This window comes from Bacillus sp. FSL R9-9834 (assembly GCF_038006905.1).
Taxonomy (GTDB): Bacteria; Bacillota; Bacilli; order Bacillales; family Bacillaceae_G; genus Bacillus_A; species Bacillus_A pacificus.
The window spans coordinates 779,587-805,069 of the sequence record NZ_JBBOWD010000001.1; the positions used below are offsets into that span (position 1 = coordinate 779,587).

At 35.1% G+C, this 25,483-nt stretch carries 31 protein-coding genes and 1 riboswitch; of the genes, 16 read left to right on the top strand and 15 right to left on the bottom strand.

The window, feature by feature from the left end; translation table 11 throughout:
- The first annotated feature begins 11 nt into the window (after positions 1 to 11).
- Positions 12 to 179 (top strand): hypothetical protein, encoded by a 168-nt coding sequence (locus MKY00_RS04015; RefSeq protein WP_016716510.1) that lies wholly within the window; start codon positions 12 to 14, stop codon positions 177 to 179.
- A gap of 26 nt (positions 180 to 205) precedes the next feature.
- On the opposite strand, the gene MKY00_RS04020 is transcribed toward MKY00_RS04015, so the two are convergent.
- The 4 genes from MKY00_RS04020 to MKY00_RS04035 form a co-directional block, all read right to left on the bottom strand.
- Positions 206 to 1,195, bottom strand: a complete 990-nt coding sequence (locus MKY00_RS04020) for an ABC transporter permease (RefSeq protein ID WP_016716511.1) — start codon at positions 1,193 to 1,195, stop codon at positions 206 to 208.
- A complete protein-coding gene (locus tag MKY00_RS04025; protein ID WP_029141058.1) occupies positions 1,179 to 2,666 on the bottom strand; it encodes a sugar ABC transporter ATP-binding protein in 1,488 nt (495 codons plus the stop codon). Before MKY00_RS04025 ends, MKY00_RS04020 begins: the two co-directional genes overlap by 17 nt.
- On the bottom strand, positions 2,663 to 3,775 hold the full coding sequence (locus MKY00_RS04030; protein ID WP_016716513.1) for a sugar ABC transporter substrate-binding protein: 1,113 nt from the start codon (positions 3,773 to 3,775) through the stop codon (positions 2,663 to 2,665). Before MKY00_RS04030 ends, MKY00_RS04025 begins: the two co-directional genes overlap by 4 nt.
- Before the next feature lie 88 nt (positions 3,776 to 3,863).
- A riboswitch (SAM riboswitch) is annotated at positions 3,864 to 3,969 on the bottom strand.
- Between the two features lie 91 nt (positions 3,970 to 4,060).
- The gene (locus MKY00_RS04035) at positions 4,061 to 5,362 is read right to left on the bottom strand and encodes an NCS2 family permease (protein WP_000482726.1); all 1,302 of its coding nucleotides are present in this window, start codon (positions 5,360 to 5,362) and stop codon (positions 4,061 to 4,063) included.
- A 201-nt stretch (positions 5,363 to 5,563) separates the two neighbouring features.
- Here MKY00_RS04035 and MKY00_RS04040 point away from each other — a divergent pair, with 201 nt between their 5' ends.
- The 3 genes from MKY00_RS04040 to MKY00_RS04050 all read left to right on the top strand — a co-directional run bounded on the left by MKY00_RS04040 (position 5,564) and on the right by MKY00_RS04050 (position 7,615).
- On the top strand, positions 5,564 to 6,430 hold the full coding sequence (locus MKY00_RS04040; protein ID WP_016716514.1) for an SDR family oxidoreductase: 867 nt from the start codon (positions 5,564 to 5,566) through the stop codon (positions 6,428 to 6,430).
- Positions 6,431 to 6,497: 67 nt separating this feature from the next.
- The gene (locus MKY00_RS04045) at positions 6,498 to 7,259 is read left to right on the top strand and encodes a L,D-transpeptidase (protein ID WP_000732021.1); all 762 of its coding nucleotides are present in this window, start codon (positions 6,498 to 6,500) and stop codon (positions 7,257 to 7,259) included.
- Between the two features lie 104 nt (positions 7,260 to 7,363).
- Positions 7,364 to 7,615 carry a hypothetical protein gene (locus MKY00_RS04050; RefSeq protein ID WP_016716515.1) on the top strand — a complete coding sequence of 84 codons (252 nt, stop codon included), beginning with the start codon at positions 7,364 to 7,366 and terminating at the stop codon, positions 7,613 to 7,615.
- Between the two features lie 33 nt (positions 7,616 to 7,648).
- Here MKY00_RS04050 and MKY00_RS04055 read toward each other — a convergent pair whose 3' ends face one another.
- The 9 genes from MKY00_RS04055 to MKY00_RS04095 all read right to left on the bottom strand — a co-directional run bounded on the left by MKY00_RS04055 (position 7,649) and on the right by MKY00_RS04095 (position 14,322).
- A complete protein-coding gene (locus MKY00_RS04055) occupies positions 7,649 to 7,864 on the bottom strand; it encodes a DUF1540 domain-containing protein (RefSeq protein WP_001115486.1) in 216 nt (71 codons plus the stop codon).
- A gap of 72 nt (positions 7,865 to 7,936) precedes the next feature.
- Positions 7,937 to 8,356 carry a thioredoxin family protein gene (locus MKY00_RS04060; RefSeq protein ID WP_000738460.1) on the bottom strand — a complete coding sequence of 140 codons (420 nt, stop codon included), beginning with the start codon at positions 8,354 to 8,356 and terminating at the stop codon, positions 7,937 to 7,939.
- Between the two features lie 12 nt (positions 8,357 to 8,368).
- Positions 8,369 to 8,788 carry a disulfide formation protein C gene (locus tag MKY00_RS04065; protein ID WP_000532255.1) on the bottom strand — a complete coding sequence of 140 codons (420 nt, stop codon included), beginning with the start codon at positions 8,786 to 8,788 and terminating at the stop codon, positions 8,369 to 8,371.
- A gap of 165 nt (positions 8,789 to 8,953) precedes the next feature.
- A complete protein-coding gene (locus MKY00_RS04070) occupies positions 8,954 to 9,202 on the bottom strand; it encodes a YhdB family protein (RefSeq protein ID WP_001195458.1) in 249 nt (82 codons plus the stop codon).
- A 117-nt stretch (positions 9,203 to 9,319) separates the two neighbouring features.
- Entirely contained in the window at positions 9,320 to 9,832 is a 513-nt protein-coding gene (locus tag MKY00_RS04075; RefSeq protein ID WP_000761023.1) for a PCYCGC domain-containing protein, read from the bottom strand.
- A 45-nt stretch (positions 9,833 to 9,877) separates the two neighbouring features.
- Positions 9,878 to 10,987 (bottom strand): GerAB/ArcD/ProY family transporter, encoded by a 1,110-nt coding sequence (locus MKY00_RS04080; RefSeq protein WP_341034512.1) that lies wholly within the window; start codon positions 10,985 to 10,987, stop codon positions 9,878 to 9,880.
- A 16-nt stretch (positions 10,988 to 11,003) separates the two neighbouring features.
- Complete coding sequence (locus MKY00_RS04085; RefSeq protein WP_016716517.1) at positions 11,004 to 12,086, bottom strand: Ger(x)C family spore germination protein; 1,083 nt, start codon at positions 12,084 to 12,086, stop codon at positions 11,004 to 11,006.
- Positions 12,083 to 13,600, bottom strand: a complete 1,518-nt coding sequence (locus tag MKY00_RS04090; RefSeq protein ID WP_341034514.1) for a spore germination protein — start codon at positions 13,598 to 13,600, stop codon at positions 12,083 to 12,085. The genes MKY00_RS04085 and MKY00_RS04090 overlap by 4 nt, the downstream gene beginning before the upstream one ends.
- Positions 13,601 to 13,725: 125 nt before the next feature.
- A complete protein-coding gene (locus tag MKY00_RS04095) occupies positions 13,726 to 14,322 on the bottom strand; it encodes a hypothetical protein (RefSeq protein WP_062821527.1) in 597 nt (198 codons plus the stop codon).
- A gap of 232 nt (positions 14,323 to 14,554) precedes the next feature.
- Between MKY00_RS04095 and MKY00_RS04100 the strand changes: the two genes are divergently transcribed.
- Positions 14,555 to 15,115 carry a nitroreductase family protein gene (locus MKY00_RS04100; protein WP_000214805.1) on the top strand — a complete coding sequence of 187 codons (561 nt, stop codon included), beginning with the start codon at positions 14,555 to 14,557 and terminating at the stop codon, positions 15,113 to 15,115.
- Positions 15,116 to 15,229: 114 nt separating this feature from the next.
- Positions 15,230 to 16,648, top strand: a complete 1,419-nt coding sequence (gene spoVR / locus MKY00_RS04105) for a stage V sporulation protein SpoVR (protein ID WP_016716519.1) — start codon at positions 15,230 to 15,232, stop codon at positions 16,646 to 16,648.
- A gap of 136 nt (positions 16,649 to 16,784) precedes the next feature.
- Here spoVR and MKY00_RS04110 read toward each other — a convergent pair whose 3' ends face one another.
- A complete protein-coding gene (locus tag MKY00_RS04110; RefSeq protein ID WP_016716520.1) occupies positions 16,785 to 17,498 on the bottom strand; it encodes a DUF4652 domain-containing protein in 714 nt (237 codons plus the stop codon).
- A gap of 362 nt (positions 17,499 to 17,860) precedes the next feature.
- Between MKY00_RS04110 and MKY00_RS04115 the strand changes: the two genes are divergently transcribed.
- The 3 genes from MKY00_RS04115 (at position 17,861) to MKY00_RS04125 (ending at position 20,630) form a co-directional block, all read left to right on the top strand.
- A complete protein-coding gene (locus MKY00_RS04115; protein ID WP_029141059.1) occupies positions 17,861 to 19,132 on the top strand; it encodes a neutral/alkaline non-lysosomal ceramidase N-terminal domain-containing protein in 1,272 nt (423 codons plus the stop codon).
- A gap of 174 nt (positions 19,133 to 19,306) precedes the next feature.
- On the top strand, positions 19,307 to 20,278 hold the full coding sequence (locus MKY00_RS04120; protein ID WP_000887283.1) for a trypsin-like serine peptidase: 972 nt from the start codon (positions 19,307 to 19,309) through the stop codon (positions 20,276 to 20,278).
- Entirely contained in the window at positions 20,244 to 20,630 is a 387-nt protein-coding gene (locus MKY00_RS04125) for a DUF2606 family protein (RefSeq protein WP_000478580.1), read from the top strand. The genes MKY00_RS04120 and MKY00_RS04125 overlap by 35 nt, the downstream gene beginning before the upstream one ends.
- Before the next feature lie 62 nt (positions 20,631 to 20,692).
- Here the strand turns inward: MKY00_RS04125 and MKY00_RS04130 are convergent, their stop codons facing one another.
- Positions 20,693 to 21,163 (bottom strand): MarR family winged helix-turn-helix transcriptional regulator, encoded by a 471-nt coding sequence (locus tag MKY00_RS04130; RefSeq protein ID WP_000372889.1) that lies wholly within the window; start codon positions 21,161 to 21,163, stop codon positions 20,693 to 20,695.
- Positions 21,164 to 21,259: 96 nt separating this feature from the next.
- Between MKY00_RS04130 and MKY00_RS04135 the strand changes: the two genes are divergently transcribed.
- The 7 genes from MKY00_RS04135 (at position 21,260) to MKY00_RS04165 (ending at position 25,471) form a co-directional block, all read left to right on the top strand.
- Positions 21,260 to 21,844, top strand: a complete 585-nt coding sequence (locus MKY00_RS04135; RefSeq protein ID WP_016716522.1) for a DUF3238 domain-containing protein — start codon at positions 21,260 to 21,262, stop codon at positions 21,842 to 21,844.
- Positions 21,845 to 21,965: 121 nt separating this feature from the next.
- Positions 21,966 to 22,550: a DUF3238 domain-containing protein gene (locus MKY00_RS04140; RefSeq protein ID WP_029141060.1), complete on the top strand. Its 585-nt coding sequence runs from the start codon at positions 21,966 to 21,968 to the stop codon at positions 22,548 to 22,550.
- A 191-nt stretch (positions 22,551 to 22,741) separates the two neighbouring features.
- Positions 22,742 to 23,005, top strand: coding sequence for a metal-sensitive transcriptional regulator (locus MKY00_RS04145; protein WP_000456204.1), 264 nt, complete (start codon positions 22,742 to 22,744; stop codon positions 23,003 to 23,005).
- An 88-nt stretch (positions 23,006 to 23,093) separates the two neighbouring features.
- On the top strand, positions 23,094 to 23,654 hold the full coding sequence (locus MKY00_RS04150; RefSeq protein ID WP_016716524.1) for a sulfurtransferase TusA family protein: 561 nt from the start codon (positions 23,094 to 23,096) through the stop codon (positions 23,652 to 23,654).
- Between the two features lie 38 nt (positions 23,655 to 23,692).
- A complete protein-coding gene (locus MKY00_RS04155; RefSeq protein WP_341034523.1) occupies positions 23,693 to 24,823 on the top strand; it encodes an MBL fold metallo-hydrolase in 1,131 nt (376 codons plus the stop codon).
- 27 nt (positions 24,824 to 24,850) lie between these two features.
- Positions 24,851 to 25,081, top strand: a complete 231-nt coding sequence (locus MKY00_RS04160; protein WP_016716526.1) for a sulfurtransferase TusA family protein — start codon at positions 24,851 to 24,853, stop codon at positions 25,079 to 25,081.
- A gap of 30 nt (positions 25,082 to 25,111) precedes the next feature.
- Positions 25,112 to 25,471, top strand: a complete 360-nt coding sequence (locus tag MKY00_RS04165; RefSeq protein WP_016716527.1) for a rhodanese-like domain-containing protein — start codon at positions 25,112 to 25,114, stop codon at positions 25,469 to 25,471.
- Positions 25,472 to 25,483: the final 12 nt, after the last annotated feature.

A 25,483-nucleotide genomic window follows, 5' to 3' on the forward strand; every position in this document is an offset into this window, starting at 1 on the left:
GAGGCTTTCGGGTGATTTTCTTATTTATTTTGGCTTTCATTTCTTTTGTTATGTTTGTATTGAATAATGGAATGGGAGAGCTGATGATAGCGGTATTTTTAGGGGTTGCAGCAATAGTGAACGGTCTTTTATTTCTTGTATTGAAGGTAGTTTGTGTGGTTGTTGCAAAGGGAAGATAGAGCATCGAATTTCGATGCTCTATTTTTTATTTACGCTTCTTTTTAACAAATGAAAAGGCTAAAGCTGTAATTAAAATGCTGCCTTTAATGATATCTTGTGCATAATAAGGGACGTTCATCATTGTGAGTCCATTTAATATAATTCCAATTAATACTGAGCCGAGAAATGTTCCGACTATATTTGGTTTCTTGGCGCCGAACATTGCGTAACCGATATAGGCAGCTGCGACTGCATCCATTAATAAGGGGGCACCAGCTGAAACTTGTCCTGTTCCAACGCGGCTACATAGAATAATGCCGCCAATAGAAGCTAGTAAACCACTAATCATATAAGCATACACACGGTAACGGTCAGTAGGGATACCGGCTAGTCTAGCAGCTTCTCGATTCCCACCCGTCATATAAAAGAAACGACCGTACGTTGTTTTTTCTAAAAATAGATGTGCAATTAAAACGACGATAAGCATGATAATGACAGGGACTGGAATTCCTAAAATAGAACCTTGACCGATAAATAAAAAGGAAGGAATAAAATATCCTTTGGCGCCAGACATTCCTTCATAAATTGAAGATCCTTTTGAAAATGTTAAGTGTAGTCCATTAACGATATACATGATACTTAATGTAGCTAGTAAATCTGGTAGTTTAATTCGGATAACGAGTAGTGCATTTAATAACCCAACTAATAGTCCACAAAGAATAGGAACAAGTAGTGTGGCTAATAGTTCTTGTCGATATAAAACGAGACAGGAAGCAGCGGCAATTGTTGCTAAACTAGCGGTAGAGCCGACCGATAAATCAAATCCATCTACAATCAATGTAAAGGTAACACCGATCGCAAGTAACGTTACGATAGAAATAGAGCGTAAAATGTCACTAATATTGTTGTATGTTAAAAAAGAATCATTGACGATAGAGAAAAAAATTGTAACACCTATAATAATAGCAATTGTACTAGATTGATAAAAAAGGTGAGTAGGTAAATATGGTTTTTTAGTTTTATGAACGAGATTCAATGGAATAACTCCCTTCAGATAAATGTAAAAGCTGTTCAGGAGATAGTTCGTTTGGTAAGTATTCACCTACAAATTCTCCGTTTGCCAGTATAAGAATGCGATCAGCGATATGTAGTGCTTCATCTTGTTCTCCTGTGAAATAAATTACGGAACTTCCGTTTTCTGTAATGCTACGAATGAATTGAAAAATGTCTTGTTTTGCAGCTATGTCTACACCTTTAGTTGGTTCATCCAAAAGGAATAGATTAGGTTTGAATCCATCCCACTTTGCAATTGAGACTTTTTGTTGATTTCCACCACTAAGTGAATGAATAAAAGTTTTTGGGTCATTGGGTGAAATACTGAAAGAAGAAATTGCTGTAGTAGCATTATTTAATTCGATTTGTTTTCGTCGCCATCCTGATTGGTGTAAATTAGTATGACTTATAATATCTTCCGAAAGAAATACGCCTTGTTTTCTTCTTTCTTCTGGTACAAGTGCAATTTTCGCTTTAATTGCATCTCGCGGTGTTTTGATTTTTATTGTTTGACCATCTATTTCAGCGTGATAAGTATGACGAGCCCCAAATAAGGTTTCGGCAAGTGTTGTTTTTCCACTTCCAATTAATCCGTATATCACAACAGTTTCTCCTTTTTGTATTGTAAGAGAAAGGGGAGAATGATCTTCGTGTAATTGAAGTTCTTGTACTTTAAATAATTCTTCGCTTCCGGTTTTTGGTGCTGTATTAATAGGAAGTGCAAGTTGTTTTCCAGTCATGGCTTCCACAATTTGTTGATCTGTAATCTTTGTAATGGTTTCAGAAAGTGCTACTTTACCGTGATGTAATACGGTTACATCATCCGCGAAATTTCGAATCTCTGATAAACGATGAGAAACTAGGAGGATGCCAATTCCTTTTGATGTTAAATCTTTTAATAGTTTCCCGAAGGTTTCAACTTCTTTTGGTCCAAGAGAAGAAGTAGGTTCATCTAATAAAAGGTAATTTGTATTGTTAGATAAAGCTCTTGCGATAAGGAGTAATTGTTTTTCATGTAATGAGCAGTTTGAAACATCTTCCGAAACATTTAAATTTACCTGTACAGTTTGCAAATGTTGTTTAGCAAGTGCGATTAATTTGGACTTTGAAAATAGTATTTTATTTAGCATTGCTAAATGATCGATTAGTACATTTTCTAATACAGATAATCCGGGAATAAGTCCGTGATCTACTTCTTGTGTTACGAAAGAAATACCATGCTTTTTTGCATCTCGAGGTGAAGGAAAGGAAACAGACTGATTATCAATTTTTATATCGCCAGCAACCGGTTGGATTTCACCAGTTGCTATTTTTAGTAAAGTACTTTTTCCTGCACCGTTCATGCCTAGTAAAGCGTGCACTTTTCCTTTTTGAATATGAATAGAAACATCTTCTAGAACAGGTGTAGCAATATGATAAGAATGTGTAATGTTTTGAAGAGAGAACGTCATCATTTTTTCTCCTTCTCTAATTTTTTCATCCAAGGGGAATATGCATCTTTTGAGTCTCCCCAACCGTTTATATATTTTGATAACTGATCCATTGTTATATTTTCTTTCGGTAAACTATTTTTCTTTACTAAATAAGGTTCTAGTGAATAAATATCTGGCGTTTGTTCACCAGCAATTTTTTTGTATAAAAATCGTACTTGAACCTTACCTACTTCAGCTGGGTTAGTTGCAGCTGTAGCAGCCCAAGGTGAGTTTTCTTTTTGCATGAGTTGTAAATCTTCATTACTTAAGTCAATGCCATATACTTTTATATCTGTACGACCAGCTTGTTCAAGTGCTTTAACAGCCCCTTTAGCAAACTCATCCCATGAAGCGAAAATGGCTTGTAAATCGCCTTTTTTCGGATATTTCTTTAGTAAAGCTTCTACTTGTGTTTGTGTATCAAGCGGTGTGTTATTACTAGCAGTACCGAATCTTGCAACTTCTTTTATATTTGGATACCGTTTATAAAAGGCAGCAATGATAACGTTGCGGCGTTCCATTGGAGCAAATCCACCAACCCATACGACTGCGATATTTCCTTGTCCATTCAAATCTTCTGCCAAAGTTTTTAATGATTTCCATGCAAGGCTATAGTCATCTTGATCAATAATTGTCACACCTGGCAAGCGCAGATCGTTATCGAACGCAACTACGGGAATATTCGCCTGTAACGCTTTTTCTACTCCAGGTCTTAGTGCCTCAGAGCGGCCATGATCAATTAAAATACCATCCACTTTTGAATTAATAGCAGTATCTAAATTTGCAGCCATTTTTGCTAAATCATTATCAGAATTATAGACTTGTACACTGCCGCCAAATAGCTCAACTTGTTTTTTGACACCCTCAATATATTGAGAGGAAAAAGTTCCGATGGACATTTGCATAATTAATGCGATTTTTAATGGCTTCTTCATTTGGATTGGAACTTCTGTTTGTAATTGTTTTTCTACCGGTGTAGTTGCCGGCTTCACAGTCTGTTGCTTTTGTGAAGAGATAGCATCTTGTTCATTTGTACAAGCTGTTAATGTAAATAAGAGAAAAATAAGTACGATGGAACATAGTTTTTTCATAAAAAAATCCCTCCTAAACTAAGAAGAGAGAGGAGGGAGTGAAAATAAAAAACGCCTTTTCATATAGAAAAGACGTCTTATCATATTACTCTTATCTTTCAACACAATATGTTGTAAGAATTAGCACCGTGCCCATAAATGGGTCGGTTGCCGGGCTTCGTAGGGCTCATCCCTCCACCTGCTCTTGATAAGACATCTAATATTTAACTATTTCGAATTATTCCATGATTATGTACAGTTGTCAAATGTTTTTTTGTAAATAAAAAACCCTCAGAAAGAGGGTTTTTAATGTGGTAAGAAAATCAATTGATAAGCGAACAAGATTCCAAATACATACACAAGCGGGTGAACAGCACGGAACTTACCTTTTGCCACTTTCATAAGTGGGTATGAAATAAATCCAAGTGCGATACCTGTTGCGATACTTGATGTAAGTGGCATGCTTAAGATTACTAAGAATGCTGGGAATGCTTCATCAAATGCGTCCCAATCGATGTGGCGAACTGAGCCCATCATAAGACTACCAACGATAATTAATGATGGTGCAGTAATAGCGGATACACCAGAAACGGCACTTACTAATGGTCCGAAGAATGCTGCTAGTGCGAATAAAACAGCTACTGTAACAGTTGTTAAACCAGTACGACCACCAGCTGCAACACCAGCAGATGATTCAATGTAAGCTGTTGATGGTGTTGTTCCGAACATAGAACCGATTGTTGCTGAGAATGAGTCAGATAGAAGAGCTCGTCCAGCTTTTGGAAGCTTTCCATCTTTCATAAATCCACCTTGTTGAGCAACGCCAAGTAATGTACCTGTTGTATCGAATAATGTAACAAGGAAGAATGAGAATACAACGCCGTATAATCCGTAGTTAATTACATCAGATACAGCAGTAATTGGATTTGAAACGATAATGCCTTCTGGTAAGCCAGGCATTGATGTAACACCGTTTGAGAATGATAATTGTCCCGTGAAGAAAGCGATAATACCAGTTAATAGCATACCGATAAATAGTGCGCCATTTACATTTAAAGACATAAGGACAATTGTAATTCCAAGTCCAGCTAATGCGAGTAGTACTGGAGCAGAGTGAAGATCACCAAGTCCAACTAAATTTGCTTCATTTTTTGTAACGATACCTGTTAAACGTAAACCGATAAAGGCGATGAAAAGGCCGATACCAGCAGTAATTGCATGTTTTAAGTTTTCAGGAATTGCTTCCATTAATTTTGTACGGAAAGATGTGAATGATAACAAAATTAAAATCATACCTGCTACGAATACAGCAGAGAATGCAATTGCGAAAGTCATGCCTTCATGAGCTTTTACAACAGAGTAAGAGAAGTAAGCATTTAATCCCATACCTGGTGCAATTGCGATTGGTAAGTTTGTAAAGATCGCCATAAATAATGTTCCGACAACAGCAGCGATAATTGTTGCTGTAAATGCTTGTTCAAATGGAACACCTGCATCCCCAAGGATAACTGGGTTTACGACAATGATATATGCCATTGTTAAGAAGGTAATAATACCTGCCATAATTTCAGTTTTAATAGAAGTTTTATGTTTTGAAAGGTTAAACATATAAACATCCTTTCTGTTTACGAATAATTTTCACAACAGTTATATATAATATTCGTTTTTTATCTATTTTGCAATAGTTTTGCATAAAAAGTTTACAACAATTCATATTTTGTGTCTTAAATTCGAATATTAATCGTAACTTGATGTGTGAATTTCAGTTTTTATTATGCACATTATAAGAAAAAGGAGTTGAAAGAAGCTATGCCACAGCAAAAAAACTTTATAACAATGCCAGCGCAACATCAAAATAAACAACCTGGTATTGAATCATTAATGAATCCTCTACCACAGTTTGAAGATCCAAATTATAAAGGTAGCGAAAAGTTAAAAGGAAAGAATGTATTAATTACAGGGGGAGATAGTGGAATTGGACGAGCTGTTTCTATCGCTTTTGCGAAAGAGGGAGCAAATATTGCGATTGCGTATTTAGATGAAGATGGAGATGCAAATGAGACGAAGCAACGTGTGGAACAAGAAGGTGTAAAGTGTGTGTTGTTACCAGGTGATTTAAGTGATGAACGGCATTGTAAAGATGTTGTTCAAGAGACCGTCCAGCAGTTAGGTAGTTTGCAGGTCTTGGTAAATAATGTCGCGCAGCAATATCCGCAGCAAGGACTAGAGTATATTACAGCAGAACAGCTAGAAAAGACTTTTCGTATTAATATTTTTTCTTATTTTCACGTTGCGAAAGCTGCACTTTCTCATTTAAAGCAAGGGGATGTCATTATAAATACAGCGTCTATCGTTGCATACGAAGGAAATGAAACGTTAATTGATTATTCCGCAACGAAAGGGGCAATCGTTGCTTTCACAAGATCACTTTCTCAGTCATTAGTGCAAAAAGGGATTCGTGTAAATGGTGTTGCGCCAGGACCGATTTGGACACCACTTATTCCATCGAGCTTTGATGAGAAAAAAGTATCACAGTTTGGAAGCAATGTTCCGATGCAAAGACCGGGCCAGCCATATGAATTAGCACCAGCATACGTATATTTAGCGTCTGATGATTCATCCTATGTTACTGGGCAAATGATACATGTAAATGGGGGCGTTATTGTAAATGGATAGTTTTCATTTATAAGAGCAAAGTAAAGTTAATTCCACTTATTATAGTGGCGCTAGGGGAGGGATATAGATGAAAAAATTATGTTTTGTCATACTATTATTTTTCATCCTACCGGTTAGTGCCTTTGCTAATACAGATCATCTAATATTAGTGAACCTTACGACAAACCAATTATCTTTTTTTGAAAATGGAAATTATACAAAAACATTCCCCGTAACAACTGGAAGAGATCGTACTCCTACACCTGAAGGTAATTTTTGTATTATAACTAAATTTAAAAATAAAGAATATCATCGAAAGAAAATAGCTGGTGGTGCACCGAATAATCCTCTTGGTACGAGATGGCTTGGACTAGATAAAAATGAATATGCGATTCATGGGACAAATCGGGAATGGACAATTGGAAGTAGGGAATCAAATGGCTGTATTCGTATGCATGACAGGGATATACAGTGGTTATATGACCGAGTTCAATTACAGACGAAAGTAATCATTTCTCGGTTTCATACGAGCCCGGAATATGAAGCGAATAAGCTTGGTTATCGTGTTGTGAGCTGGAATGGTCGTAAAGTAGAAGAAGAGCAAATTGGTATGCTTACGTTAGTAGATCGCGTGGATATATATTGGCAAGAACCGAATGGACAGCTAACGAAAGTGAAAATGGTATTGCCAAACGAAAGGTATGCAGTGTACTCAAAACGAAAAGATGGAATATATTATATAGGAAACAATTTGTATATAGTGGATGAAACAGGAGAAAAAATTCGTTATGAGCAAATTCCTTCTTCAGCTTTAAGTAATATATATAAACGGAAATATAATGTTCCGTAATAGGCTACCGTATGATAGACGGTAGCTTATTTCTACTTCGAGTTTAACTGCAACTATTGTATTTTGCTGAATATAATACAGTACAGATAGGGGGCGGTTACATTATGAAAAGTGAATTTGCGTTTAAAGTTTTCTTAGTAACGACCTGTTTATTTATCGTGTATTTGTATGCGTTTCTCGTTTTTTCTTTTTATGTTCCATATGTTGATTTAATATTGTTCTTCGGATTTATTTTAGCCTTTGTGAAAGCGAGGGAAGGAGAGAAGAGTATATATCGGCGCATTACGTTATGCGGGACGGCCGTTCTTGTTATTTTGTATTTTTTTATGATGCATGATTTTTGGAGAGGAATGTAAAAAAGCATACGATTAGTCGTATGCTTTTTATGTTTAATATTTTGGCTTAAATGTATGACAACAAGTCTCTACACTTGTTGCTACAGAACTTTCTAGCGTTTCGTTCGTTAAAACTGCACTTGTATACGATTCATTTTCAGTTTGACCCGTTTCATCCGCATCTGGCTGAACGATAATCGCACTTGCTTGACAAAAGTTACCTTGTCCCCAAAATGAGCAATTGGAAACAGAGCATCTTACTTCTGGCATAAAACCCCCTCCTTATACATTAGTTTGGAATTTTACGTCCATTTCATGTGTAGAAGGAGTTTCCTTTTCTCGTTATTTTTTCGTTTGTTCAAACCATTCTTTAAACTTTTCTTTTGACTGTTCTCCGCTAATACGGCTTACTTCTTTACCATCTTTAAAATGAATAATTGTCGGTGTTCCTTGGATATTGTATTTATCCCAAGGCTCGTTTAAATTTTCAATATCAATTACTTTCATATCAACATTTAAATCTTTCGCTAAAGGTACAACAATAGGAGAGACCTTTTGGCAATGAACGCAAGAGGTTTGATAGAAGTAAATCGTTTGTTCTTTTTTATCTTCTATATTTTTATTGAGATCTTCAAGAGAAATTTTATTTGAGTAGTAACCTTTTTCATCTGTCGATGCGTTTTTCTTTTCCATTTGAGTTACAGCAAAGATTGCCGCAAATAAGACGATAATAATACCGCCAAATATAAGCATTTTTTTCATTCTTTCATCTCCTTATTTGTTTTTGATGACAATAAAGCTACAAACAGCGATTGTAATAAAGCCGATAAGTGCTAAAAACGGGATTGTCACAAAGCCGAACCAGTTTATGTATTCTCCCGTACATGGTACACGGCCGCAAGCTGCCCCTGCAGCCGAAAATGCTGCGACTTTTTGAATTGCATAGTGATATAAAGAAATACAAGCACCAATACTTGCGATTGGTAAAGAATAATTTGCGATGCGATAGTCTTTTTTTACTACAGCGATACCGAGCCATAAAACGAATGGATACATGAAAATACGTTGATACCAACAAAGGACACAAGGTTCAAATTTCATGATTTCGGAAAAGTATAGACTTCCTAGTGTAGCGATAAAAGAAGCTCCCCACGCGGTAAATAAAGCATATTCTTGCTTTTTTTCTCGTCCCATATTTTATACCTCTCTTATAATAGTTACATACTAAATTATAGTATGAAGTGGTACAGAAAAGAAAGAAAAAATATGTTTATCAATAAAAGTTTTATAAGGGGAAACTTTTATTGATATGAACATTTTAAAAAAGCGCTATTCTCCAGAAGAGAATAGCGCTATAGTTTACATTTGAATTTGCTCTACTTCTTCTATATGTGACTTTTGGGATGCGTGGTCAATATATTGAAATAGGAGCTGCAATTGTTTATCAACTTCTGGCAGTTCTTTACTGTATTGATAAGCGTGTAAAAAATGCTCAATACGCTTAGAAAATAATTGATCGTTCGTTTGAACCATGAGAACGAGTAATTTATCCCAATTACAGCAATACGTGTAATAGAGAGCTTTATCATAATCGTTATATGTTTGCACTGTGTACCCTCCTTACCGAGAGTTATATATAGTGTGTGATAAGTAAGGAGAAATACACTTGAAAGAATTTGTTAAGAAAAAAAGTGAATGAAAAAAAACGAGGTGTTTCCTCGTTTTTTAAGCTTTTGGCATTGGCGTAGGTGTTGGTTTGCCATAGCCTTCTTTGTATTTATTATCGATATAGTTACGAATTTCAAGTGTTGATTTTCCTTTTTGTTTCATCGAAGCAGATTCAACTGCGATTTCTAGGCAATTGACGCAAGTCGTTGCATGGGAATCCCAAACAACTTCACCATTCTTTTTAATTTCACGAATAAAGCAGTTTTTATTATTTTTATGTCCTACACTTTCACCGCAACCGCAGTAACATGGAATCCAATCTAATAGCTCTGCATTTTGTCCAGCGACAGTGTAGATGTCTTTCATTTGTGGATCAAGCTTGTCTAGGAATGTAGGAAGTGTGTCGATTCCTTTTGTTTTCTCTTGAATGTCAGCTTGCTGAGTGTGCGATGCGTGGTCATGTTCCTCTTTTTTTGATTCAGAAGATTTTTGGTCATTTGTACCAGTACTTCCGCATCCAGCAAGAATTAAGCTTAGTACTGCAAGTAAAGAAAATACATATTTTTTCATTCGCTTGTCCCCTTTACAAATGTATTAATCAAATTGTATCAGAGATTACGGTGTATCGGTTGAAGATTTTTTTGAATGATTTTTGAAGCGCCATCTTAGCGAATGAAATAGAAATAAAATAGGGATATAAGCGTATACAATATATAAACCAGCTTGAGATAGTACTGTGTTTAATGTGTTTATACTTTCACGTTTTTTAAAGAATAGAGAAGCTGTAAAAATGATGAAAATGAAAAACGGTAATGTAAATTTAAATGAAATATGAAAGGAACGCTTCATCGTTTGGCATGATGACCAAATAGTTAAACAAAGATTCGGCAAAATAATTAAAAACCAAACAAAAATAATAATGTATTCAAACTGTTGAATGAAAGGAACTTTAATTATTTTTAACATCGTTAAAGTAGGCCAAATAGTATGATTTAATTGTCCTTCACTATAATACATAAAAGATACAATAGCTAAAACTACATAAATTAGAGTGTTAAAAAAAATTCCCGCATGAGCCCATCTCTTTAAGGATTTTCCTTTTTCAATAAATGGATAGAAGATAAGAATTGTTTCAAAGCCGAGAAACTCTAATGCAGATTGTTTTGCAGATATAAGCATATCAACAGGTGAATGTGTAAAAATAGGTAAAATGTTACGGAAATGAGCATATTTCATTGGATAGATCAAAAAGAATACAACGAAAATAGGAAGTACAATACCCCAAAAGCATATCCCTGTCACAGAACGGAAACCGCCTTTTATAATGTAGTAAGTGACTAATAAAAACATAAGCGTCAGTTTCCATAACTTAATGGTAGGGAAAATCCAAACTTGTATCACTTCCATATATGTACGAAGAACAGTAAGGCAAAACAATAAGCAATAAAGAGTGAAAATGACAGAAAATATAGAGCCAAACCATTTTCCGAAACTTGTTGTATGAATGCTAATTAAATCTCCATCTTTTTCTAACATTTTTAGCATACAAAACAGTACAATATGGGTTGCAATCCCTGCAATAATAAGAGAAATCCAGGCATCATAACCAGCGTTTTTTAAAATTACACGTTGATACCCAAGAACTCCTATTCCAATTTGAAGTGAATGTAATAATATAAAGGCAAAGTATGGAGAGACTGTTTTTGATTTATTCATTGTATTCATTGCTTATTTCACCTCACTATTCCCCGATTCCAGATTGTACAATATTAAGATCTAAATTTATATCCACCGCTACATTTTTATACATATTTCGAATTTGTTTTATACTCCATTTTCTCGTATGGCTTCTAATTTCATCTCGTATTCCTAAAGGGTCGATTCCCTTTTCTTGAAATTGTTTTATTAAATCTTCACAGTCTTTTTCAACATTGCGTTCAATTTGTTTCTTTATATAGTTGATATTTGTTTCTTTTCTCAAATCAATCCAATTAGGAGAGTTTTTAATTAAACCATTTAATTTTAAATGGATTTTTACTTTTGGTATGTCGCCAGTTTGATCTATATCATATTTATTTTTCCCAGCTAAGTTTTGTATAACGACCATACCTTTATGTTTATCCTTTGTTATTGCTGCTTCGTAACGGCCATTTTTTGTAGGATTAATAAGTAATTTTGCTAAAACAGAATGTCTTTTATCCGTATACATGACGACTTTATCGCCTTTTAAAAAGGCAAGTCCTTTGACAGCGACAGAATGATTATCGTCCATTTTAATATAAGGAACATAGGCATCACATACAGAAGAGTAATAATTATATAAAAAAATGTTTAATTCGGTTTGTGGGATGTTCTCATTTCTTATATTTTGCTCGAGTAAATCAGCAATATATAATGAACCATTGTTTTTTCCGTAATTTAAAAGCTCTTCGGCCGATCCATCTACAATTGCTAGTTGTACATCACGTCCTATATTTGGATCACGTTGTAAGTTAGTAATAATTTCTCCCATTCCACGTTCTCCTAGAGTCTTTCCAAATAGGACGACACGCATTTGACCTACAACAACATTGTGAGGAGATTTTGCATTTAATCTTGACGCGATTGTTTCAAGTGAACGAGCAGATGTTGATTGCGTCTCTGGCTTAGACTTTACACCATGCGTGTATTCTGGGAATAAGATAGTTCCTTGGAATCTTTTGTTTTTTGTGATATCAAATCCAGCAATATGAATAATACGCTGCGTATCCACTATATACGTTTGTGTACAGCCAGTTTGTAGAATGAAAAAGATAATAATAATGTACAATAAGAGTTTTTTCATTCATTATCACCATCACGTTTTTGCTTCACTTTGTTCGGATTATAGCGCCATTTTGATTTTGGTCTAAGGAAAGAAGGTCTTTGTGCTGTTTGACTAAATGGTAATCGAAGAAAACCTTCCGCTGTACCTAAACCACGAAATGGATATAAAGGTAATAAATAAGGTGATCCAAGTGATTTTAATTTAATTAAATGAGCTAAAATAAATACGAATCCGACAATAAGGCCTAATCCTCCGAATGCGCCGGCTAAAAGAATAAGTGGAAATCGTAACAACCGGATAGTAGAAGACATTTTTACAGTCGGTGTTGTGAAAGATGCAAGGGCGGATAAAGCAACTGCAATTAATAAAATTGTACTCGTTAAAGCTGCTTCAACCGATGCCTGTCCAATTACAATCCCACCAACAATACCAATCGTTTGTCCGACTTTTGTCGGTAAACGCGCTCCCGCTTCACGAAGCAATTCAATTGTAATTTCTAAAAAGAGTGCTTCTAGAATAGGCGGGAAAGGTACGTTCGTTCTTGAGAAAATAATAGGGCCTAGTAAATCGGCAGGAATCATTTGATAATGATATGTTAAAGCCGCTGTATAAATAGCGGAGGAAAAAAGAGAAAATATAGCTCCGGAAAAACGAATAATACGAAAGAACGATCCAATCATCCAAGGTAAATAATAATCTTCTGGTGAAATGAAAAAATCTAGTAAAGTTGTTGGTCCTGATAAAGCATATGGAGAGCCATCTGTTAAAATTAAAACTTCCCCGTTAATTAAGGCAAATACAGCTCGATCTAATCGTTCTGTAGGTAATAGAACAGGAAAAGGTGAATTGCTATTATCACTAATAAATTGTTCAATCATAGTTGCGTCAAATGGGACATCAAAGTCAATGTCTTCTAGCCGTTGTATTGCGGTGTTGATAAATTGTTCATTTGTAACTCCTTCTATATAAGCAACTGCTACTTTCGTTTTTGACATAGATCCGACGGTAACTTCTTTAAATATGAGTTGCTCCGTGACGATATTTCGGCGTAACAAGTGTATATTTGTATCAAGGTTTTCAACGAAACCGATTTTAGGCCCAATTACGCTATATTCATTTTCTGTATCGTTATTTAATCGTATTCCTAAAACAGTACTTTCGGCACGAATTAAAGCATATTGATCGGGATTCGAATTTTTTTTAAAACGTATTAATATATATCCACCTAATAATTTCTCACGAATATCTTCAATAGAAGGGTAGGTAATAATATCTTCAATAGAGACGATATTACATAAATCAGAGATGTTTTGGATTCGATCCGATTCCTTTTTTAGAGGAGTTAAAATAAATTGTTTAATAATAAGTGCTTCCACGACAGATTTATAATAAAACAAGCATAATGTTTCATTTTCAAGTACGTTATAAGAGACAAAATCGCTAGATTCTTTCATGCTTTGTATAAATTCTGGAATAGAACAAAGTGTTTTTGGATTAGTCTTGTTGGATTTCTTAGATGATAAACCGAACATTTTCTCACCCCTAACATATATCATTTACTTGTGTTAGTTTTTGGGAAAGACGGGAATTTATACTTGAAAATTGAAAGTTCATAAAGAAAAGGAAGAGTATTGAAAAACTCTTCCTTTTTGGCGTATTAATTTGTTTTCTTTTCCTTAATAGACTTTACTAATTTAATCATTTCTGCTCGTATATCTTCTTTTTTTACGTTTAATTTTTCGGCAATTTGTTTCATATCCATTCCGTCTTTTTTCATTTTTAGCACATCATCAAGGGGAGTATTACTTTTTTGAGAGATGATTGTTAATATCGTGAGCTGACGTAATCCGATATTATATTCTTTCATTTTTTGTTGTAGCCCGTCTGGTGTAGATTTTTGCATATTTGCTAATTCTTGCAGCAGTGCCTTTTTCGTTTCTTTATTCATATGATGCTTTTTCAACTTACTTGGATCTACCCCGAAATGCTCAGCTGTTTTCTCCCAAGATTTATTTTGCTTATAGTAAGCTAAAACGTCCTTAATTTTTTTTTTACTCATTCTTGCAATGTGGGCAGCTTTCCAAATTTCATGTTTGTTATAACCGAGTTTTTCGAGCGATTGCATTTCTTCTTCTGAAATTGGTTTATGATGATGCAATGTTACTTCTTTTGGCGTAGCAGCGAAAGTGGGGAAGACGGTTGTACCGAATAATAATGCTGCCATAGTCATACTTACTGCAATTTTTTTGTACATATAAACTCCTCCTAGATAGATGATGTGGAAAACTGTACACATATCATTTCCATAAAATGTGAAATACTTGTGAACAAATCAAGTTTTTTTATTCACAGTATGAAATGAAGTTTTTGGGAGTTTTCCAACATAAAACATTGATTAATAGTAAAAAACTAAGGTATAATCGAAATTGAAAATCAATATCAATAATAAACGTATACATATAGATAAAAATAAGGGAGAGAAAAATATGACTACATATACTTCCATCGCAAATGTGATTAAAGAAAGACGTTCTGTTCGTACATTTACAGATAAAGCAGTAGACAAAGAGTTGTTAATTGAACTATTAAACGACGCAACGTGGGCACCGAATCATAAACATCGTGAACCATGGAATTGTAAATTATACATTGGAGACGGCCGTCAGAAATTAGTAGATGCAGTATTAAACTCTTTCACAGAAGAAGAAAGAGCGAAACGAGGTAAAATTTTATCTGATCGTTTCTTAAGCACGCCAGCACAAATTGTTGTATATATAAATGAAGACCCACGTCAAATTCAACGTGACGAAGATTACGCTGCAACATGTGCATTTATGCAAAACTTCCAACTTCTTGCTTGGGAACGTGGATTAGGTTGTGTTTGGAAATCAGGTGGATTAAACTACAATCCATTATTTATAGAAGGACTTGGTTTAACAAGAGGTCAACGCATCGTTGGAATTCTTCACCTTGGCTATTTCGATAAAGCGCCAGAAGGAAAAGCTCGTACACCGATTACGGAGAAGATGGAGATTATTGAAGGTTAATAGATGAGACATTCTCGTTTTTGCGAGGGTGTCTTTTTATTATGTAATCAATCCTCATGAAAGCTTGTTCTCAATCATACACTTTCTTAAGGGAAAGTGTAAGGAGGGAAAATAATGAGAGCAAGTGACGATAAAGCACTGCAATATGCGATTGCGGAAATTACGGAAATTGCGACTGGATTTGGGCTTGATTTTTATCCGATGCGTTATGAAATATGTCCAGCGGAAATTATTTATACATTTGGTGCATATGGGATGCCGACGCGGTTTTCACATTGGAGTTTTGGGAAACAGTTTTTCAGAATGAAATTACAATACGATTTAGGTCTTAGTAAAATATACGAACTCGTTATTAACTCTGATCCATGTTATGCCTTTTTATTAGATACGAACTCGTTAATTCAAAATAAATTAATCGTAGCGCACGTGTTAGCGCACTGTGATTTCTTTAAAAATAATATTCGTTTTTCAAATACGAAGCGAGATATGGTAGAAAGTATGTCAGCGACAGCTGAACGGGTGAAAGCGTATGAGCATAAGTACGGAAAAGAAGAGGTAGAAACATTTTTAGATGCCGTACTTGCCATTCAAGAGCATATTGATCCGTCGCTCATGCGTCCAAAACTTGCATGGAGTATTGATGATTTAGAAGAGGAAGAAGTAGAAAAGAAAAAGGTATCGCAATACGATGACTTATGGAATTTAGATAATCGAAATAAAAAGCGGGAACGCTCCAATGTGCGTAAAAAGAAGAAAATCCCACCACAACCGGAGAAAGACTTACTCCTCTTTATTGAAGAATATAGCCGTGAGCTAGAAGATTGGCAGCGAGATATATTAACGATGATGCGTGAAGAAATGTTATATTTCTGGCCACAGCTTGAAACGAAGATCATGAACGAAGGCTGGGCATCATACTGGCATCAACGCATACTTCGCGAAATGGACTTAACATCTGATGAAGCAATTGAATTTGCGAAATTAAATGCGGGCGTCGTTCAGCCATCCAAAACAAGCATTAATCCATACTACCTCGGTATTAAAATGTTTGAAGATATTGAGGAGCGCTACAACAACCCGACAGAAGAAATGAAAAGACGAGGTGTCAAACCAGGATCTGGTCGTGACAAAATCTTTGAAGTACGCGAAATCGAATGGGACGTATCGTTTTTAAGAAACTACTTAAATAAAGATCTCGTAATGAGAGAAGATATGTACTTATTCCAGCGTCAAGGAAAAGAATATAAAGTAATAGATAAAGAGTGGGAGCATGTACGTGATCAGCTCGTAAATATGCGGACAAATGGTGGTTTCCCGTACTTAGTAGTAGAAGACGGGGACTACTTAAAGAATGGAGAATTGTACATTAAACATAATTACGAAGGAATTGAGCTCGATTTAAAATACTTAGAAAAGGTATTGCCATATCTTCATCAGCTATGGGGAAGAACGGTGCATATGGAGTCGATCGTAGAGAGTAAGGGTGTTGTGTTTTCTTATGATGGGAAGATGGTGCATCGGAAGTATGTGTGATAAGGAAAGCCACTATGTATATAGTGGCTTTTTTGATCTGTTTTTCATTATGTGTTTTTTATACCAACAACTAGAATACTAGTAAATCTATAAACTTAAAAATCCTTACTCACATTCAAGTTGTTGCACACATTTACTATAAAGAATTTTTGATTTCGTTTGTAGAAACGGTTTCAACATAACCAGTATATTCATTATAATTGTCATCTGTGTACTGAATACCGATAAAATAGAAAGAATCCATATCCCCAACTACTTTTGTATAACTAATGTTTTTAGGACGTTCTTTAAAGAGTTTGAATTCCTTTGTTTGTACGTTATAAGTGTATAAATCCCCACCGTGGTTAGCACTTCCTGCAGCTCCACCTATTACAAGCAATAAGTGATTATTATCAATCCATGTAACGCTCTTACAAGTCTGTGAGTTATTTAATTTGGAATCTATTTTCACTACTGTCTGTTTGTCTGCCTTAAAATCATACAAGGATAACTTACCTGGCTCATCAGCTAATACACGGCTATTCAAAATTATTTTATCTCCGCTAGGCGAAATTTCGTAGTCAAGTGCTGTGCCTAAATCTGATTTTCCTAGTGGTATAGTTTCTCCTTTTGTATTCTTAGTTAGTAAAGAAACCTCTGTTTCGTCTATAGCCAACTCATTGTTCTTTTTGGACTCTTGCTTTTCCTTGTTGGAATTTTGTTGATTCGTTTCTTTTGTTGAATCAATTTGTTTTGTAACAACAGATTTCTTTTGGGGTAAAGAAATGATATTAAAATAGCCTAAAACAAATATTGCGATGAGTACAGCAATAATCCCCAATAATAAAGTATTTAAATAGCGATTTTTCATAGTATCCTCCCGTTAATTTCAATAATATGGATTCATAATATCACAATGAAAATGCTTTCTCTATCTAAAATTGTAATATTTTGATGTTAAGTGAAACGAAAAGCTACATTGTAAAGCAATGCATGTAGTGCAATCGTAAGATATACTATAAGTTTTTATAGTGTATATTTAACCTCCTGGGGTATAGGTTTGTTATAGATTTGGTAGAAGTGAATATATAGCTGATTAACGGTGCCTTCCTATTAATATGATAGACCTTGGGGAAGGCCCGACATAGATATCCGGTCTTTTTCATCTGGAACAAATTTTCAAATATGCTATTCTTGAAAAAGGGAGTTACATAGAGAAATGGAGCGATTCAAATGAGCAGAATAGGGGTATGCAAGGTGGATATTACGCCGCCTATAGGTATTGATTTTGTCGGATATCATAGAGAGACAGGAATAAATAATATTGAAGAACGTATTTATGGGACGGTTTTTGTATTTGAAAAAGGTGAAATGAAAACTGTGTTTATAAGTATTGATAATATTGGGATGTTAGTAGAAGATACGAATATGATTCGTGAGCAAGTAGCGAGTGAACTTCATGTGCCGTTTGAGCGAATAACGGTTGTTTATACTCATACGCATTCCGGTCCAGAGACGGTCGGTGATAATCCGCTCGTACAGTCGTATAAAACGATTTTAGTAAATAATGTAGTGCACGGTGCGGTTACTGCGAATAACAACTTGAAGCTATGTGAAGTTGGCTGGGGTGTTACGACAGGTGATATTGGGGTAAACAGAAGAGAGAGAACATCTGATGGAAGAGCAAAGATGGGAACAAATATAGATGGTGTTGTAGATAAACGTATTGGCATGTTAGCAATAAGAAATGCTGAAACGAAGGAGCTATCTGGTATTGTAGTATTTTGTACTGCGCATCCGAATGTTTTAAAAGGTGATAGTGATGTATTATCAGCAGATTATCCTGGAATGACGAGAGAGATTCTTGAGAAAATCGTAAACTGTCCTGTTATGATTGTGCAAGGAGCTGCTGGTAATGTGAATGCGAAGTATAGAGGTTCAAAGGAAGCGTTAAAACAAATGGTTTACACGCTTAGTGGACATGTATTAACGATGTTGCCAACAGTTACATACAGCCCAATTGTAAATTTAAGAACAGTTTCGAGTACGATGCAAATGAAGTTGAAAGATATTCCTGGAATAAATGAGATACGAAGCATGGCTCAATTAGCAGAGAAACAGTGGGGCGTGAATACGGATGAATGGCTTACTATCGTTTTAGAAAAATATAAGCAAGGTATTCGGCAGTTACGTATTGATTTAGAAGTGCAACTGTTTCAAATTAATGATGGTATATTCTCTGGTATACCGATGGAACCTTTTTCAGAGACTGCGTTAGAAATGAAAGAGAGTCTTCAAAATGAACTAGCTTTCTTTGGTGGATATACGAACGGATATATTGGTTACTTACCAACGAAAGAAGAATTCGCATATGGTGGATATGAAGTGGAATTAAGCCCTGTAGTGTATGGACCGGTTACGAATTTATTGATGCCACTGGAGGAAAATACTGCGGAGCTGATTGTGAAGAAGGTTACGGGTTTATGTAATAAAGTAAACCTTTAATGAGACAGATTTTTGAACGCAGAGTAAAGAATATGACTAATTGTGTGATTTTGTTAAGTCAATGTAATTAATAATGATTATCATTATTAATTACATTGACTTCTAAAAAAAGAAAAACTAGAATTTATAAAGGGATCTTCAATTGTTCGCTATCATTTGTATAGGAGGTAAGTTATGTTGGATAGCTTTATTTCTATAAGATGTAGGTTGGCTCTTTATAGTTTTGGTGTTCTTTTTATCTTTTTTTGTACAGTATTTTTAGTGAATCAAAAGGTGTATGCAGAAGATGTACCGTGGACATCAGTTTCCAATGAGGGAGAACGTGTACTTTTTCAAGAACAATCTTTGTATAGTAATGATCGAAGGGGAGAAGATCTTGTTTCACCTTCATTTGAAGGGCGTAAACATGGTGGGGAAGATTGGGGATACTTATTAAGAGACAGTAATTTTAATTATTCATCTAATATCCTTACACATTCTATAATAGGAAGAGATGATCGAATTAGAGTTACTGATACAACTTTGTATCCTTATAGGGCTATAGTACACTTAGTAATTCAATTTAATGGACAAGAGGTTTATGGGTGTACAGGAGCGCTAATTAGTAAAGATACAGTATTTACAGCTGGGCACTGTGTTTACAATAAAAAGCTTGGTGGATGGGCAAAAAATGTTATTGTGACTCCTGGTAGAAATGGAAACCAAGCACCGTATTTGCCTTATAGTTGGACAAAGCTTTATTCAGTAAGTGGATGGACTGATGATGGAGATTCGGAATTTGATTATGGAGCCATTAAATTAAATGGATCTCCTGGAGATTATACAGGTTGGTTAGGATATAGAACTACTAATGTAGAGTCTCCAAAGGGGTTACTTGCAGTAGTTCCAGGGTATCCGTGTGATAAAGTAGGAAATGAAAAATATACTATGTGGACAGATTATGGACCAATTGAAGGAACTAGTCCTAGAATTTTAACATATAAGATGGACACTTATGGATGTCAAAGTGGAGCACCTGTATATCATGACTATTCTCGTACGGGTGTAACAATAATAGCTACCCATACAGTAGGAAGGAATTCTTGGAATTCTGGAAATCGGGTGACAGATGATGTTTTTAATAATCTTAAAAAATGGTCTGAATAAATATAATAAGTTTATATGGATTTTATGTTGTATATTGGTCATTATCATAATGTCTAGTTCTATAGCAAATAATGAAAAGAAGTTTAGTAAGATTGTTAATTCTGTAACTTTTCACGTGAAAAATAAAGAAAAACAGCCAATAAAAGATTTTGAAATTATACTTATGAAAGATGAATCACCTGAGCCGAGTAAAGAAATTGGGATTTCAATAGGGAAAACGGATGAAGAAGGGAAAGTTATTTGGAAGAATGTGAGGAAGGGAAATTATATCGTATTTTTACCAAATAGTGAGACGCAAATAGTTAGGGTTAATGATAGAGATGAAACGAGAGTAATAAATATATTATTGTAGAAAACGAATCCATTTTGAAAAAGAATAATCAAAATGGATTCGTTTTTATATGGAGTTTTTGTTTACCAGACAGGTCGTATATTTGATGATAATTTTCCTGTATTTTCTTTCGTAACGAATGTTGTTAAATCTTCTTTGAGCATTTGCATTCGTTCAGCACCTATGTTTTCAATCCATTGTTGCTCTATTTCAGCTACTATTTTTTCTTTTGCTTTCAATACTGACAAACCACGTTCGGTTAAAACAATGATTTTCCCTCTTTTATCAGTAGGATGTGTTTTGCGTGTAACGTAGCCACTCTTCTCAAGAGAATCCACCATTTTACTTACAGCTTGTTTTGAAACCCCTAAATATTCAGCTAGTTCTATACCCGTTGCTCCATTAGGTAGAATGCGTTTGAACATAAAACCATGTGCTGGCCTAATATCTTCAAATCCCAATTCATTTAATTTGTCATGTAGTTCAGTAATTAATGTGCTAAATGATAATGATAAAAGCGATGTAAGATCTAACTCGTTAAATGTTTGATCCATGTATATAACCTCCGTATTTGTAGTCAATTAAGTTGACTATATTATGTTGTAGAACAAATAATGATTTATATAATATAGAATCAATGGAGGTTTCACATGGTTAATATCGTAAAAATTAGAGGGAGTGTATTTGCACCGTATGCATTGCTGAAGCCTATTAAGGATGCTGCAACAGGAAGAGTGTTTGAATACGCTGGAGATGCACGTGGATTTACACCGTACGCTGTAAATACAAAGCGTTCAAGATTGGAACAAGAAGTGATTGTTGATTTTTATAAAAGAGAAATTTTCACATATGCAGATGCTTGCATCGTTACTGTAAAAATTACAAATCCAGATGGCTCAATTGAGTATCAAAAGGGAGAAACAAGTACAGAAAACATCGCATGTACTAATATTGTATGGAGTGAAGATGAAGTTTCATTTGAAATGAGAGCAAGTGCAAGTAATCCGTTAAATGCGGCGGCACCCGCAGCTGATTATTTGTTGGCTATACGAGTTAATAAAAGTGGTACTTTGCATGTTGAAGGTGTACATGATGGTTTCCCTTGCTATGAATTTTATAAACAAGTAGATTTTGGTTCGTTTGAATCAATATATACACATGATTTCAGAGAAACAAATGATACTCCAGCAGCACTAGCTGGAGAAATGGAATATAACTTTAAAACGAAAATATAGCACCATTTTTATGAAGGAAGTAGCCAACATAAAAGAGAAAGGCTTTAATTATGTAGCTGAAATGGTGGATTTTTTATTAAATAATGCAGTATATAAAATTAGAATTATAGAGGTGTTTCTTATGACTAATATCGTAAAAATTAGAGCCAGTGTATTTATTCCAATGTCTTGGACTGAAGCTAAGAAGGATATGGAAACAGGACAAGTAATCCAATTTGAAGGTGATTCACGTGAATTTACACCACATGCGGTAAATACGATGCGCTCTAGAGTGGAGCAAGAGGTAGTAGTGGATTTTTATAAAGAAGAAGTGTTTTCATATGCGAATACGGGTATTACGACAGAGAAGGTTACGAATCCAGATGGTTCGGTGAATAAAAGAACTGGAAAAGCGAGTACGGAAAATATTGTGTGTACTGATATCGTATGGAATTCTGGTGGCGTACAATTTAAAATGAGTGCGAGTGCAAGTAATCCATTAAATGTATATGCACCTCCTGTAGATTATGTATTACATGTCTGTGTGAAAAAGGATGGTACTATCGATGTTCAAGGAGAGCATGATGGATTCCCTTGTTTTGAATTTTATAAGCAAGTAGATTTCGGTACATTTGAAGAAATATATACACATGATTTTAGAAAAACGGGTGATACAGCGGCAGCGTTAGGTGGAGAAATGGATTATATTTTTAACAAGAGTTTATAAGAAGTAAGATAATAATGCAGTGTAGTTGAGAAATGCAAAAGCTAATACAATCAGTAGCTTTTGCATTTTTACTATACCTTAGAAGGTTTCAAAAAATAAAACGCTTTACAATATACCCTTAAGGGTATATGATATTATACAAAGTTACAAAGTAATGTATAATATAGTTATAATTACGGAGGTGGTCTATAGTGGAATACAATCAAGATATGAAAAATAGATTAAAACGTATTGAAGGCCAAGTTCGTGGTGTGCTTCGTATGATGGAAGAAGGAAAAGATTGCCGAGAGGTTATTACACAGTTAACGGCATCTCGTTCTGCACTTGATCGTACAATTGGACTTGTTGTTGGAACAAATCTAGAGCAATGTTTACGTGAGCAGTTTGAAAAAGGTAATGGTTCAAATGAAGAGTTAATTAAAGAAGCTGTTCAATTACTTGTAAAAAGCCGATAATCTGTCAAACGTAAGAGTTGACAGATTTTCAAAAACATTTTAATATACCCCTACAGGTATATGTATATAAATTGTGGAGGAATCGACTATGAGTATAAAAGTGGATATGAGTTTAGATTGTAAAGGTTTGGCTTGTCCGATGCCGATTGTGAAAACAAAGAAGGCGATGGAAGGATTGACGTCAGGACAAGTGATTGAGATTGAGGCAACAGATAAAGGGTCTACAGTAGACATACAAAGCTGGGCGAATAAAGTAGGGCATCAATATATCGGGACGAAACAAGAGGGCGATGTTTTGAGGCATTACGTTAGAAAAGCACATGAACATGAATTGAATGAAGTAGCGAAGTATCCTCTTACAATTACGAATACGGAGTTGGAAGAGATATTATTAAGTGATGAAGAGTGTATTGTATTAGATGTTCGAGAAGCAGCGGAATTCGCTTTTGGTCATATACCATCGGCTGTTTCCGTGCCGTTAGGAGATTTAGACAGTGCAGCTTTAGATCAGACGAAGCAAATTTATGTTGTTTGCCGAACTGGTAACCGTAGTGATGTAGCTTGCCACATGTTGAAAGAGAAAGGTTATGTAAATGTGAAGAATGTCATTCCAGGCATGTTAGAGTGGCAAGGGAATATAAAGAATTAAAATTTTTTAAATAAAAATATACCTATGGGGGTAATTGAATGAATGTTAAACCGTTACAAGCGAAAGATGTTGCAGAGAAAGTTTTATTCGGAGAGTTGTTTATTTTAGATGTTCGTAATGAGGCGGATTATGAAGATTGGAAAATTGAAGGAAAAGAAGTTACTTCAATGAATGTGCCGTACTTTGATTTATTAGAGGGTGTAGATCATATTGCAAGTGAATTGCCTAAAGATAAAGATGTTTTAGTAGTATGTGCAAAAGAAGGATCTTCTATATTTGTGGCAGAGCAGTTAACAGAGGATGGGTTAGAAAATATTTATTATTTAGCTGGTGGTATGAAGGCTTGGAGTGAATATGTAAAGCCTATAAAAGTTGGAGATTTAAAAAATGGCGGAAGTATGTATCAGTTTAACCGCCTTGGAAAAGGTTGTTTATCTTATATGGTCGTTTCAAACGGTGAAGCAGCAGTTATTGATGCAGTAAGAACAGTTGAAGCGTATGAAGAATTTGCGAAAGAGCATGGTGTTACGATTACGAATGTAATGGATACGCATTTACATGCAGACCATATTTCTGGAGGACATAAGCTAGCGGAAAAAGTCGGTGGTACGTATTGGTTACCGCCAAAAGATGCGGAGGAAGTTGTTTTCTCATACGAACCGCTTGTTGAAGGAACTGTTATTACGGTGGGGGGTACTAAAATTAGAATTGACGCATTATACTCACCGGGGCATACGATTGGAAGTACATCATTTATTGTAGATGATTCCTATTTATTATTAGGCGATATTTTATTTGTGGATTCAATCGGGCGTCCAGATCTTGCTGGGAAGGCTGAAGATTGGGTAAGTGATTTACGTAATACTTTGTATAGCCGATATAAAGAGCTATCTCAAAATTTAGTTGTGTTACCAGCTCATTATTCAAAAGTAAGTGAAATGACCAAAAGTGGTATTGTTAGCGCAAAATTAAAAGATTTGTTTGCGAATAATGCAGGGTTAAATATTGAGGATGAGGTAGAGTTCCGTAAAACTGTAACAGAAAACTTACCACCTCAGCCAAATGCATATGAAGAAATCCGTCAAACCAATATGGGTAAAATTCACCCAAGTGTGGATAAAGAGCGTGAAATGGAGATTGGTCCAAATCGTTGTGCAGTGCACGAATAATGAAATAAATAAAAAATGGAGGAATAGATGATGAATGTAAAACAAGTATTAGATGCAACAGGTTTAGCATGTCCAATGCCGATTGTAAGAACGAAGAAAGCGATGGATACTTTACAAACGGGAGAAGTGTTAGAAGTACATGTAACGGATAAAGGGTCTATTAAGGATATTCCAGCATGGGCAAATAAAAGTGGTCATGACATTGTAAAGCATGTAGAAGAAGATGATGTGCTGAAGTTTTGGATTAAGAAGGCGTAGTAGTTTTATAAATATAGAGAGGTTGGTTATATGAATACAATACTAAGTACGCTTTTCATTGTATTTGCTGTAGTAGTTGTTATGTCGCGTTTTTTACCAGTTAAAGGTGTTCAAAATATAAGTGGAAAACAATTAAAGAATATAGCGGGAAAAAAGGGGAAACAACTTATCGATGTTCGTACAGTAAGTGAATATAGAGGAAATCATATGAAAGGATTTCAAAATATCCCTTTAAATGAGTTAGCTAGTAGAGCAAGTCAGTTAGATAAAAATAAGGAAGTAATCGTTATTTGTCAGAGCGGGATGAGAAGTAAGCAAGCAGCAAAAGTATTAAAGAAATTAGGGTTTCAGCACGTTATCAATGTTTCAGGCGGGATGAATGGTTTGTGAGGAGGAAATGTA